Annotated in this window: 11 protein-coding genes and 1 pseudogene; 5 read left to right on the forward strand and 7 right to left on the reverse strand. The window is 45.6% G+C overall.

The window, feature by feature from the left end; genetic code table 11:
- Positions 1–53: 53 nt before the first annotated feature.
- A complete protein-coding gene (locus tag QUA07_RS28810; protein ID WP_333332372.1) occupies positions 54–1073 on the reverse strand; it encodes a phytochelatin synthase family protein in 1020 nt (339 codons plus the stop codon).
- Between the two features lie 926 nt (positions 1074–1999).
- On the opposite strand from QUA07_RS28810, the gene exaC reads away from it, so the two are divergent.
- The gene (gene exaC / locus QUA07_RS28815) at positions 2000–3520 is read left to right on the forward strand and encodes an acetaldehyde dehydrogenase ExaC (protein ID WP_333332375.1); all 1521 of its coding nucleotides are present in this window, start codon (positions 2000–2002) and stop codon (positions 3518–3520) included.
- A 259-nt stretch (positions 3521–3779) separates the two neighbouring features.
- A complete protein-coding gene (locus tag QUA07_RS28820) occupies positions 3780–4124 on the forward strand; it encodes a DUF779 domain-containing protein (RefSeq protein ID WP_333332378.1) in 345 nt (114 codons plus the stop codon).
- Positions 4125–4225: 101 nt separating this feature from the next.
- On the opposite strand, the gene QUA07_RS28825 is transcribed toward QUA07_RS28820, so the two are convergent.
- The 3 genes from QUA07_RS28825 to QUA07_RS28835 form a co-directional block, all read right to left on the reverse strand.
- On the reverse strand, positions 4226–4717 hold the full coding sequence (locus QUA07_RS28825; protein WP_333332381.1) for a hypothetical protein: 492 nt from the start codon (positions 4715–4717) through the stop codon (positions 4226–4228).
- 113 nt (positions 4718–4830) lie between these two features.
- The gene (locus QUA07_RS28830; RefSeq protein WP_333332383.1) at positions 4831–5901 is read right to left on the reverse strand and encodes an FAD-dependent monooxygenase; all 1071 of its coding nucleotides are present in this window, start codon (positions 5899–5901) and stop codon (positions 4831–4833) included.
- A gap of 211 nt (positions 5902–6112) precedes the next feature.
- The gene (locus tag QUA07_RS28835; RefSeq protein ID WP_333332385.1) at positions 6113–6664 is read right to left on the reverse strand and encodes a DUF2854 domain-containing protein; all 552 of its coding nucleotides are present in this window, start codon (positions 6662–6664) and stop codon (positions 6113–6115) included.
- Positions 6665–6984: 320 nt separating this feature from the next.
- Between QUA07_RS28835 and QUA07_RS28840 the strand changes: the two genes are divergently transcribed.
- Both QUA07_RS28840 and QUA07_RS28845 read left to right on the forward strand, forming a co-directional pair.
- On the forward strand, positions 6985–7245 hold the full coding sequence (locus tag QUA07_RS28840) for a hypothetical protein (RefSeq protein ID WP_006632500.1): 261 nt from the start codon (positions 6985–6987) through the stop codon (positions 7243–7245).
- Positions 7246–7447: 202 nt separating this feature from the next.
- Complete coding sequence (locus QUA07_RS28845) at positions 7448–7618, forward strand: hypothetical protein (protein ID WP_015176488.1); 171 nt, start codon at positions 7448–7450, stop codon at positions 7616–7618.
- A gap of 343 nt (positions 7619–7961) precedes the next feature.
- Here the strand turns inward: QUA07_RS28845 and ppk1 are convergent, their stop codons facing one another.
- Positions 7962–10145: a polyphosphate kinase 1 gene (gene ppk1 / locus QUA07_RS28850; protein WP_333085610.1), complete on the reverse strand. Its 2184-nt coding sequence runs from the start codon at positions 10143–10145 to the stop codon at positions 7962–7964.
- A 439-nt stretch (positions 10146–10584) separates the two neighbouring features.
- Between ppk1 and QUA07_RS28855 the strand changes: the two genes are divergently transcribed.
- Complete coding sequence (locus QUA07_RS28855) at positions 10585–11109, forward strand: hypothetical protein (protein ID WP_333332389.1); 525 nt, start codon at positions 10585–10587, stop codon at positions 11107–11109.
- Positions 11110–11133: 24 nt separating this feature from the next.
- Here the strand turns inward: QUA07_RS28855 and QUA07_RS28860 are convergent.
- Positions 11134–11634, reverse strand: a pseudogene (locus QUA07_RS28860) (group II intron maturase-specific domain-containing protein); the annotation flags it as partial.
- Positions 11635–12029: 395 nt separating this feature from the next.
- A partial coding sequence (locus QUA07_RS28865; protein ID WP_333332392.1) for a hypothetical protein occupies positions 12030–12234 on the reverse strand: 205 nt, incomplete at its 5' end.

Genomic DNA, 12234 nt, shown 5'->3' on the forward strand with positions numbered 1-12234 from the left:
TGGTCAATCCTAAGCACTTTAAAAACTGGTTTACAAGCTGCTGTTACTGTACTTCATAAACCTGGAATCTGCTGTATTATCTCTGCTACGAATGGCTGTTGCGATCCCCACTTCCCTACAACAGACATTGCATCCCCGTCATCGCTTGACAAGCATTGGTGAACAATATCAAACAGTGAATTTAACTCAAGAGTTGCCCGTAATTTCTCAAGTGTCTCTGCCGTCTCTGACGAGGTATGCAGCATGGTTGTGAATTCAACAGGCAAATGGTGCAGGATGGTACTGACAAATGAAGCAATTGAATCAGGTTGCTCTTTTCTCAGAATGTCTGGCAGTATTTCTGCAAAGTAAGGAGCAACACTACGCCACTGATGTAAATCACAAGCAACATGAAAAAAGGTTTCTGGCAACCTTTCACTCTTCTGCAATAAAATATAACCTCGACATTGATTAGTGACGGAATCGACAGGTTCAAATGCTTGCCATAACAAAGGCAAAGAAACCCAGTGAGGTGGATATTTGAAACGGGCAACATCCAGCAGAAGAACTAGATCCCGCTGTGGATGATAGCCACCAATTGGTGAAAAGTGACCATCACCCGTTTGTCCCAATACCTTTCGGCTGTAGGAAACAACTAGATGAATATCACCTGACGCCGTAGTCACCTCCTCAACTGCTTGCCGAAAGTTTTCCAAGCTGCTTTGGTGGTAACGGTTAGGTTTTACAACAGCACCGTTGCAACGTGCTATACAGACAAACTCATCAAAGGTGATACCGTTTTCTTTAATGACTGAAAGAGGTAAGCAACAGTCTAAAAATTCCTCTCCATACCATCTCCACACCCCTTTCCAAATGCGACCCGGATCGATGGATAAGGCATTAAGAACAACAACTAAACTACCCAATCCACAAAAAGCGGGTTCTGCTTGAGTATGAAACTGTTCGGCTAGAGCAAAATACCCTTCCATACCTCCCAATGCCAACGCTTCTTGAAATATTTGCTTTCCCTCTACGGAGGAAAAGGCAATAGCAGAATCGGGGAGTGAACGACGATAAAACCCTTGAGCAGACATTGAGTTTTTTCACCCTTATTGCTTATGGTGCTAATAAATATTATGCAATATCCTCACCTTGATAATGATGAATGCACTTATTTACTATTTTTTCAATTTTAGCAATAAAACGCTGCGAAGGTTTGACTTTCTCGGTGCAAATTTAAAAAACGTGATTATTTGCGAGGGACGGCTAGGCATCAAGCTGATGAAACAATTGGGCAATTGGCCACAGATTGAGCGGTATGCAGCTTGGATAAATCTCACATCTTGCACCCTTCTCAAGAACAGGCAAGATCCCTGTTCCACAATAAAATTCACTCTTTGTGGAACAGGGATCTTGCCTGTTCATAAAAACCTTATTGAAAATGGTGCAACATCTCAGATAAATCAAGCTTTTCTGAATATCCTCAATCACGCGATCGATGTTTTATAAGAGTCGGATCAAGAGTTGTAATAGATGCAATTCATCCAATTTAAACTGGTGATTCGGATTGGCACTGAGGTGTCGATGCTCAGGAAGTTTATATTGAGGTATCTGATAAAAATATGGGAATTAGCAAATATCTCACGGTGCAAATTTCTGATTTGTCTTTGGTTTATAAAGCCCAGAATTTAGGGAAAACTTACTCTCAGTTATCGATAGTTTAGAGCACAAATAAGGAAATTTAAAGAGTTTTTGCAACCTGGTAAAGGTACTAAATTTTGGATAAAACTTCCCGGCGACACAGTTAATTAATAGTATTTACAGTTGGGTGGGGGCGGGTTTTTGAGATTGTTGGTTTTAGCCTGAGATTGTTGGTGAACCCGCCCCTACAGTGACTACAAAACATTTGAAAAATGTAAAATTTTGTATATCAATTGACCGAACTTCAGGAAAATAGACGATAGTTGATATGCAAGAGATTTTAAGCGTCCGCGAAAACAAATTTTAATCAGGTAATAAAATGGTAGTAGCAGCACCTGTTCAATCCGGCAGTCAGTCGATTTTTCAAACTCGCTACGACAACTTTATCGGCGGCAAGTGGGTGCCACCGGTGAAAGGGAAATACTCGGAAAACCTGTCTCCAATTACAGGAAAATCAATTTGTCAAATCCCCCGATCGACCGCCGAGGATGTAGAATTGGCACTAGATGCCGCCCACGCCGCGAAAGACAAGTGGGGTAAGACTTCCCCAGCCGATAGGGCGAGGGTTTTACACAAAATTGCCGATCGCATAGAAGAAAACCTCGATCGCCTCGCCATCGCCGAAACCTGGGACAACGGCAAACCAATTCGCGAAACCCGCCTCGCAGACATACCGCTGGCGATCGACCATTTCCGCTACTTCGCAAGCTGCATCCGAGCCCAAGAAGGGTCGATCGGCGAACTCGACGGAACAACAGTCGCCTACCACTTCCACGAACCCCTAGGCGTCATCGGACAAATCATACCCTGGAACTTCCCGATATTAATGGCCGCCTGGAAACTCGCCCCAGCCCTCGCCGCCGGTAACTGCGTCGTGCTCAAACCAGCAGGCCCCACCCCCGCCTCAATCTTGGTACTGATGGAAATCATCGCCGACTTAGTACCAGACGGCGTAATCAACGTCATTAACGGGCCAGGCGCCGAAATCGGCAAAACCCTCGCCACGAGTCCCCGGATTGCCAAAGTCGCCTTCACCGGCGAAACCACCACCGGCAGGCTAATCATGCAATACGCCTCCCAAAACGTCATCCCCGTCACCCTAGAACTAGGCGGCAAATCCCCCAATATTTTCTTTGAAGATGTCTGCGCCCAAGACGACGAATTCCTCGACAAAGCAGTGGAAGGATTAGTCATGTTTGCGTTCAATCAAGGCGAAGTGTGCACCTGTCCCTCCCGCGCCTTAATTCAGGAGTCAATCTACGATCGATTCATGGAAAGGGCGATCGATCGCATCCGCCAAATCAAACAAGACAACCCCTTAGATCCGACAACCGCCCTCGGCGCCCAAGTCTCCATCAACCAGATGGAAAAAATCGCCGAATACGTCAAAATCGGTCACGCCGAAGGCGCAGAATGTCTCATTGGTGGCGAAAGAAACATCTTATCTGGCGACTTGCAAGACGGCTATTACTTCCAGCCGACAGTCTTCAAAGGAAACAACAAAATGCGAATTTTCCAAGAAGAAATCTTCGGCCCAGTATTAGCAGTCACCACCTTCAAAGACGAAGCCGAAGCATTAGAAATTGCCAACGACACTCTCTACGGTTTAGGTGCCGGAGTTTGGACTCGCGACATCAACACCGCCTACCGCATGGGCCGCGCCGTTCAAGCCGGCCGCGTGTGGACAAACTGCTATCACCTATATCCGGCCCACGCAGCATTCGGCGGCTACAAATCATCCGGTATCGGTCGCGAAAATCACAAAATGATGTTAGATCACTACCAGCAAACCAAGAATTTGTTGGTCAGCTACAGCCCGAAAGCTTTAGGTTTCTTCTAAGGTTTTAGTCATGGGTTTGTAGTGAGGACTTTAGTCCTTCAACTATTAAATTCTGTCAGGAACAGGCAAGATGCCTGTTCCACAAAGAGTGAATTTTCTGCTTGTGGGGTGGGCGTCAGGAACAGGCAAGATGCCTGTTCCACAAAGAGTCAATTTGCTGCTTCTGGGGTGTCCCGCCCGCCCAAAAATACAATTTAGATGCCCGACAGCTTACTACAAACTCATAATAACAACTAGATATTGTTCTAAACAGACTACAATGGAAACTGCCAAAGTCACCGCAACAGAAGCCGCTTTAAAATTAATCAATCATCTCAAAACTCAACACGGAGAATTGATGTTTCACCAATCCGGCGGCTGCTGCGACGGTAGTTCTCCCATGTGCTTTCCCGATGGCGAATTGATAATCGGTAATGGTGACGTATTGCTGGGCGAAATAGGCGGTTGTCCCTTTTATATTGCAGCCCAGCAATACAAATATTGGCAGCACACGCAGTTAATTATAGACGTGGCATGGGGGCCCGGAGGCAGCGATTTTTCCCTGGAAGGGCCGGATGGAGAACGTTTTATTACTCGTTCTCGCTTGTTTGTCAATGCTGATTAACCTTTTTTTATTCCAATGGCTTATGGAGTAAAATTAAATGAACCGCGAAGGCGCTAAGAACGCGAAGGAAGAGAAAGAATAAGATGCAGTTGTTGCTTCGGCTACAAACGCATTTCCTCAATAAAGGAAATTCCATCAAAAATGCCATTTTTAAAGACTTGAGTGCTACGAACTCGCTGAGTTTCGCTTAGTAATGTCATTGTTTCTACAAAAGTAATCAGTGCGTCATCTTGAGTTTTAGTTGCCCGAAAGCAAATAACTTCCTGTCCTGCATCCCACACTAGCGCCGAAAAATCGGAGTAATTGCTAGAAGACAATTTCAGCATCCGATTTTCAAATTCACCTTCAAAATTTAACTGGAGGCTAGAACCATCTGAGTATTCATAATTATTGACTTGTCGGTAGTGACTTCCTTCAATCCAGATGGTAAAACTACCCAAAAAGCTGCGAGAAAAATGTCCGCGAGTATCAGTCTTAATAAACTCGCCTTTCCAAGTGCCAAGATGACGGGTGAAAATTTCAGGAACTTTCTCTAAATCCGGAGGGTTGAGAGGGCTGAGGGTATCTTGATCAATCACAAAATCGTTACTCATTGATTAGCCTCCAGTTTCTTTACAAAACGCGATCGAGTAAAATGATTTTTTCTGAAATACGCGATTTCTCCCAGAAGTCGCGTATCTGGGTATATTGATGATTTTGCATTGGGCTAGCGGCGACCTATTTTCAAACTCATTTCACGGCTAGTGCGTTGATATTCGTGGACAATAGGTAATCTTTCAGCTTGAAAATTTTCTAGCGCTTCGGCAATGTTAGCACTATCTCTGAGATGTTGTGCTAAACACAAACCATCTTCCCAACCGGAAGTCATACCTCTAGCCCGTGTGGAACTTTTGGCGTGGGCCGCATCTCCAATTAAGATAACACGACCATCATAGATTTTTGGTAGGGGGTCAATGTCATAGGAAAAACGACAGACAATATTTTCCAGAGGGGTTGATTCAATTACTTTTCGCGCATCCTCTGGGAGTTTGGCTAGTTCTTGCGGAGGAATGGTGATATTATTAGGTTGTAGTTTCCCGATTTCGGAGTCTGTGCGCTCTTTTTCAATAAAGAAACCCCAATGAGTGCGACCTCCACCAATGTGAAAGAAGTTGGCATAAATTCCCCTACCGCGTACATAAACAAAAAAGTTTCCTTCTGGACAGAAGCTGTGATCTTCGACAATTCCTCGCCAGACGATATCGCCTAAATAAAACAGTTCAACGCCTGGAACTATAAATTGACGAACTTTTGAGACGATTCCATCGGCACCAATTAAAAGATCGCCTTCCCATTTTGTGCCATCTTTAAAGTGGGCGATCGCACTGTGCTCGGTTTGAGCGATCGATGCTAATTCTGCGTTAAAATGAATACACTCAGGGGGTAACTCGCCGAGGAGTGCTTCTAAAATAGCTTTGCGGTGTACCAGCATTCCTGGGAGTTCATTTTCTTCATAGGTGACGGGTTCGGAATTGATGACACCGCCGCGGAGGTTGCGAAACTCGAATAATTTAACCGCATCGCCTGAGTTAATAATTTTTTGGCTAATTTGAGGGTTTCCTTGATGCAGCGCTTTCATACCTGCTTGTACGATCAGAATTCCACATCCATCGGTGCGCGGTTGGGGTGATTTTTCAAACAATGTAACTTGAAACCCTTTCTCTATAAGCAAAATTGCCAGATAAGCTCCTGATGTTCCTGCGCCGATAATACCTATCCTGCTTTGGGACGAAACCATTTGTGCTTCTCCTGATTTAAGATTGCCGATCGGTCCTCAACTATTATTGTAATTAAGGAAAATCTAATTTGCGCGATCGTCCAATTGCGGATTGAGCTTTTGTTGATAGCGACAGGTTTCAAGCTGCCGCTAAAATCAGTATCTAAGCTGATGCAGGATTAATGTTTAATTGATGACTTCAAAATTCACGCACTCAAAACTTAAGACTACTTTAAGCTTGAGTATTTTTAATGAGAGCCACTTCAATTTTGTCACTAGCCTTTTGACTCACTTGGGCGCGCAAACCTGGTCCAAAAAAAGTAGCTATTTTATCTTGCTTTTCTTCCCAGACTTCGATCGGCATTAGCGGCGAATAAAACTCTAGAATTAACCCATAAGCACCATCAACATTAACTTCCCGCAACCCTTGCAGGATGGGCCGTTCCTCGTCTGTCGGGGCCAGGCCCAGGCGCTCCAAAGCATCATCTAAGTGCGCTGGTTGGCCGTAGCGAAATCGAGTGACATCTTTGCGGACTTGGTTTTGAGTATCTGTGGCCTGACTTTCTCGCAGGAGGAGAACTTCAGCAGAGGTAGGTTCGGTGAAATCCACTGGTTCGAGTTCGGCCGCTTTCAGGGCCAAACCTCCCAGCAACAGCGGAATTCCATAAAAAAAACCGGCTAGGTTCAGGGTAGGTCTGTCTGTGAAGTAGGCTCCAAACCCGACTGCTGCTATAATACCGCCCACAACTAAGGCTAGGTTTGCTAAAGAAATTTTGCGTAACATATTAGTGAGGTAAGTAGTCGGACAGAAATAATATACTTTAATTATTATCTGTCAAAAAGTCTTGAATAAATTTAGTTTTTTTGCCAAAATACCTGCAAAAACTGCTAGCATCTATGAGCGCGGGAGCGGTGTGCATCCACAGTCTTGTCTCTAGGTTCAGAAGCTTATCCTGCCGGACTCGCCCGGGCACGCCATCGGTAAATATCCGTGTTAATTGCGCGGCGTTGGTTCCAGAAGGCAATCGAGATCGGCAGTATCATCAAAGTATACAGAGTGGCGATCGCGATCAACACTCTTGCCCTTTCAACCATTTTTCGGACATGATTAAAGACGAAGACAAACAAACTGCTGGAGCAAACAAGGCGGTTTTGGAGCAGATTAACTCGCTCAAACGCGAAGATGAAAGGCTTTATAATATCTTAGCGATCGATGTCTGGGCCCTAGCCAAGACAATGGATGAATATCAACCGGGATTTTGGGCTGCTTTTATGAAAAACCGGGAGAAGGCTCTGAAGCGATTTTTAGCTGGAATGATGAAAAATAAACCCGCAGATACCAAACGTCCGCCTTTTTTGCGCTAAAATGTGGCTGGAGTTTGGCTGAAGTTTTGATGTACAATCAAACTATAACACAGACCCAAAAAACCTGAGCAGGTTCATCACTTCCCTTATAAAAACAGTGAAGAATTTGCCCAAAAAGGTATGTCGGTGAATTAAGAATCTCCGTCTGTTCGCAGGGGGGAATGTCAAATATTTTTGTTAATAGTAGCAAAGGCAAAAAACCATGGATGCACAAACAATCAAAGAGCGCGTAGCAGAAATCGAGAGCAAGCGGGAATCCCTCGTGCGGCTGTTAGATCGATCGGACTTGGGGGCCCTGAGAATAGATGTGAGTCAGGCGATCGAAGAAATTGACGATCTCTTAGAAGAATTCAAGCGTACTTTTAACAGCTAAGTAGTCATTAGTCAGTAGTCATTAGTCATTAGTTGTCAGGGGGTCGGCTAAGCTGTCGCGCATTTAATTTGCACATAGCAATCCTTTCGTCAGTTATAAATGTGGTTTGGGTTTCTAGTCGGGATGGGCTTCTAGCCCATCCCAGATATGGGAAGGACGAGCTAGAAGCCCATCCCACAAATCCTGCAACGATTGCTATAGTTATGCTAGTAAAAATCTTGTGGGGTGGGCATCTTGCCCGCCCAAAAAGTCAAAATTAAATGCAGTACAGCTTAATAACTAACAAGAACGCACCACTGCTAACTGCAAATTTGACAACTGACAACTGACAACTGACAACTGACTAATTCATCACCATATCCATCAAAATTTGCTGAGAGCTCACTTCCGGGCAATTAGCAGGTGGCCGCCGCTGAGAGTAGTGTCCCCCAGACTGCAAATCCCAAGCTTGGCGGTTGTCAGCCAGCATTACTCCCAAAATTTCTTGTAATTCCTTGGCAATTGTTGGATCTTCCACCTGAACTATGGCCTCAACCCGTCTTGTGAGATTGCGCTGCATCCAGTCAGCAGAACCAATATACACCTCTTCGTCGCCACCGTTGAAAAAATAAAACATCCGAGAATGCTCTAAAAAGCGGCCGATAATACTGATAACTCTGATATTTTCGCTAACACCCTCAACGCCGGGACGCAAACAGCAAATCCCCCGAATAATCAAATCAATTTTAACTCCCGCTTGCGAAGCTTCGTACAAAGCAACAATGATTTGAGGGTCAACTAAAGCATTCATTTTAGCGACAATGCGGCCACAGCTACCGATGCCGCCTTCGGCCTGCAAGCGGCAGAATTCTGCCTCGCGGCGGATTAAAGCTAAAAATTGATCGCGCATATTGACCGGTGCCACCAATAATTTGCGATAAGATACCTGCCGCGAATAACCAGTCAAATAGTTAAACAAATCCGTCAAATCCGATCCCAAATCCTCGCGACAACTCAACAAACCCACATCGGTATAGAGTCCGGCTGTTTTGGGATTGTAATTGCCGGTGCCGATGTGGACGTAGCGACGGATGAATTCCTCCTCGCGACGCACTACCATCACAATTTTGGTGTGGGTTTTGAGTCCCACCAAACCGTAAACTACGTGGACTCCCGCTTGTTCTAACTTGCGAGCCCAATTAATATTATTTTCTTCGTCAAACCTAGCTTTAAGCTCTACTAAAACGGCTACCTGCTTGCCGTTTTCCGCTGCTTGAATTAAGGCGCTGACGATCGGCGAATCTCCAGAAGTGCGGTATAAAGTCATCTTAATCGCTAACACGGAGCGATCGTGCGCCGCCTCAGTAATAAACCGCTGCACCGTCGCCGCAAACGAGTGATAGGGATGGTGTAGCATCAAATCCCCCTGCCGGATGACGGTGAAAATATCCTCGCCCTCGTCAGCATCCAACATCAATTTGCCTAAAATCATTGGCGATTCCGAGTTCCGCAAACGGGGCGGCACAACCGGAGTCCAAGGTGGGTCTTTCAGTTCCGGCACGGGCAGCCCCACAAAAGACATCAAATCCTTGAGGCCTAGCAGCCCCTCTACGACGTAAACATCTTGCTCACCGAGATCCAGCTCCTCCATCAGCATATCTCGCAGCGCAGGCGGCATAATCGCTTGAATTTCCATCCGCACCGCAGAACCTCCAAACCGACGCTTGCGGAGTTCCTGTTCTATTGCCAGCAGCAAATCCTCCGCCTCATCTTCCTCCACCGTCAAATCGGAATTGCGAGTAATGCGGAACGGGTGATATTCCTGAATGTCCATCCCCGGAAACAAAGCTTCTAAATTGTGGGCAATCACCTGTTCTAGGGGCACGCCAGTCCAAACCGGAGATTTGCCCCTCTGCTGCCACTGTAAATCCCCCGGTAGTGGCAAAAACCTCGGCAAAACCTGCGGTACTTTGACGCGGGCAAATAATTCTTCCCGCGTGTCGGGATCCCTAACTACTACTGCTAAATTGAGACTGAGATTGGAAAGGTAGGGGAATGGGTGGCTGGGGTCAACTGCTAGGGGAGTGAGTACGGGAAATACTTGTTCTTTGAAGTAGCGGTGCAAGTAATTCCGCTGTTCTTGATTGAGGTCAATGTAGTCGAGAATGTAGATGCCGCTTGCTGCTAGTTTCGGCCGCAGGGTTTGCTCAAAATAGGCGTGTTGCTGAGAAACCATCGGCAAAAGCCGCTGGTTAAGGGCATCTAGCTGTTCTTGAGGCGTGCTGCCGTCGGAGGTCAATTTGCTGACTTTTGCTTGTACTTGCTGTTTGAGGGCGGCCACCCGCACCATAAAATATTCGTCTAGGTTGGAGCTAAAAATAGCTAGAAATTTGAGCCTTTCGAGGAGGGGCGTGCGGGGGTCGAGGGCTTCGTGGAGCACGCGGTTGTTGAATTCTAGCCAGCTTTGTTCTCGGTTGAAGTAATATTGAGGATCGCTGAGGTTGATTTCAGTGTAGGTTTTGGCGGGCGTCTTTTTTGGCTTGGGCATGGTTTGAGGGAGTCTATGGGAGGCTCGGTGATGGCATCTCTAGAAATAGTATTGTAGGTTAAAGGATTTGTTCCCATCTGCTTTTGGTCGATCGCACGTTTTTGTCGGTCATCCGCGAGGGTCTGGTATGCAATATGTGTAGGGACAGGGCAGTAGGGACACGGCACTACCGTGTCCCTTGTATGTTAAGAGTAGTCTGCTGGAAGACGATGAAAAAGTCTATCTGCTTCGGTCAGGTGAAGCTGGCGTGTCCCTGAGACCTTAATGAGTCTGTTGCGTAGATTAGCTCCCTAGATCCGAACGGTGACTGGTTTGATCCTGACACTGGACAGTATCTTAGGCCACTTTTTAAGTTGAGCCTGCATTAACAAGGTTACTTTCTGTGACCAGTCCTGATTCTGCACTTGTGCAGTTGAGAGCCAATGGAGGTAAGCGTACTATGACACAAACAGTTCTCGGCATCGACATCAGCAAGAAAACCTTTAATGTAGCCTTGATGCTGGAGAACGGCAAAACTAAACCCAAAGTCTTCTCCAATGACCCAGAGGGCTTCCAACAACTACTCACTTGGCTGAATCGACATCATTTGATACTCCCCATGCCTAAAGGCGAGGGGATTCTTGAAGAGTCCAAATACGAACTTTCAAGGGCAAAATCAAAGCGCCCCTACCGACTCCTTTTAGGCACAGCCCTAGAGTTGCCACTACTTTTCGCAAAATCATTAAAGTCAGTGAAGGAGTCGCCTCCTCCACTGCTCTCCAAAACGGAACGTGATAGTTTCCCATCATTCCGCTCCTCAATAAAACGGCTGTTGTCATCAGTACGTCATTCCCAACATATCGTTTTCCCAAACCCAGAGGCTTGGTTCCACTGGTGGCTTAGGTTTAGCACTTTTACAGCTAGATTTGTTACCGAGACTGCCATCATTGGCGGTCTTTGTGTCGTGGCAATGTCGATGAAGTAGCTGCCAATTATCATAAGATTCCTTTCCACCTTTCGATTTAGGGATGATGTGGTCAACTTCTATCGAATCTCCATCTTTGAAGTAGTTATCGCAGTGAGCGCATTTCCCTTTTTGTCGCTTGAGTAGTTTGGCTACTCTTGCGGGTATTTCGGGGTGTTCTCCCATTCTTGAACTCCAGTATATCCAGTCCCCCTCATAGGGTGATGCCATCCCTTTTACTTTTACATAGCGTTTTATTTCAGTGGAGCTATGTTGTATTAGCTTTAAAGGATTATTACCCTCTCCGGTTGCGAACACCCAGTTATTGCCTTCTACAGTTTTGAAGTATTTGCGGCGTATCCACTTTTTGCTTTTGTTCCTAGGACGATGATGACCCCATTTTAGAAGCTTCCAAACCACTAAGTGCCACAGCCTTGAAAATATTTTTTGACTGATGACTGTTGAGAAGTAGTTACACCAACCCCTAATGATGGGATTGAGATTTTTTATTAAAGTCGCTTGGTTTATCCCACGCGACTTATTTATTACTTCAGCAACTTTTTTTTCTGTAGTGCCTTTCCTGACTTTCCTTGCTGGGGGTGATAATAGTCTTAAAACCTAATAATCCGCCCCTGGTTCTTTCTCCGGAATTGTATTTCCCAACGGGGAATTGCCTGAGGTTTAATCCTAGGAAGTTGAATCGGGGTTGTTCATCATCTAACTTGTTCAGGGTGTGGGCTAACCTTGTCTTACTCGGTTTTAATTCTAACCCAATGCCACTTAACCACTTCTCTATTTCTACCTGGCATAGCTTTACAACTTCTACATCCTCATGGAGGAGTCGGGTAAAGGGATTACATCGCTGTAACCCCCTCCCCTCAAAACCGGACTTGTACCTTTCAGCACATCCGGCTTAAGCAAATTACTAGCTTCCACATGCTTCAGTCATTTTGCAGCATGAATCTGTTGATGACAGTAGAAGTGTAAGAATCGGAGATTTTTGTAGCTATTACTCCCACCCTGTTGTTTTGGTTCAATGTGATGAACATGCAGTTCTTCCCTCCATCTCGTTCTTCCCCGTTGAATAGAGATTCTCCGCATTTAGGACAAATGCATCCTTGGTTCTGAGCAATCTTTTGTTTACTG

This window comes from Microcoleus sp. T3_A4 (assembly GCF_036700465.1).
GTDB lineage: Bacteria > Cyanobacteriota > Cyanobacteriia > Cyanobacteriales > Microcoleaceae > Microcoleus.

What these genes read in the sequence shown, in the direction of transcription:
- QUA07_RS28845 (WP_015176488.1), top strand. Translation starts at nt 7,448, where the DNA reads ATGGATGCACAAACAATCAAAGAGCGCGTAGCAGAAATCGAGAGCAAG.
- QUA07_RS28840 (WP_006632500.1), top strand. Translation starts at nt 6,985, where the DNA reads ATGATTAAAGACGAAGACAAACAAACTGCTGGAGCAAACAAGGCGGTT.
- exaC (WP_333332375.1), top strand. Translation starts at nt 2,000, where the DNA reads ATGGTAGTAGCAGCACCTGTTCAATCCGGCAGTCAGTCGATTTTTCAA.
- QUA07_RS28830 (WP_333332383.1), bottom strand. Translation starts at nt 5,901, where the DNA reads ATGGTTTCGTCCCAAAGCAGGATAGGTATTATCGGCGCAGGAACATCA.
- QUA07_RS28825 (WP_333332381.1), bottom strand. Translation starts at nt 4,717, where the DNA reads ATGAGTAACGATTTTGTGATTGATCAAGATACCCTCAGCCCTCTCAAC.
- QUA07_RS28835 (WP_333332385.1), bottom strand. Translation starts at nt 6,664, where the DNA reads ATGTTACGCAAAATTTCTTTAGCAAACCTAGCCTTAGTTGTGGGCGGT.
- QUA07_RS28810 (WP_333332372.1), bottom strand. Translation starts at nt 1,073, where the DNA reads ATGTCTGCTCAAGGGTTTTATCGTCGTTCACTCCCCGATTCTGCTATT.
- QUA07_RS28820 (WP_333332378.1), top strand. Translation starts at nt 3,780, where the DNA reads ATGGAAACTGCCAAAGTCACCGCAACAGAAGCCGCTTTAAAATTAATC.
- QUA07_RS28855 (WP_333332389.1), top strand. Translation starts at nt 10,585, where the DNA reads ATGACACAAACAGTTCTCGGCATCGACATCAGCAAGAAAACCTTTAAT.
- ppk1 (WP_333085610.1), bottom strand. Translation starts at nt 10,145, where the DNA reads ATGCCCAAGCCAAAAAAGACGCCCGCCAAAACCTACACTGAAATCAAC.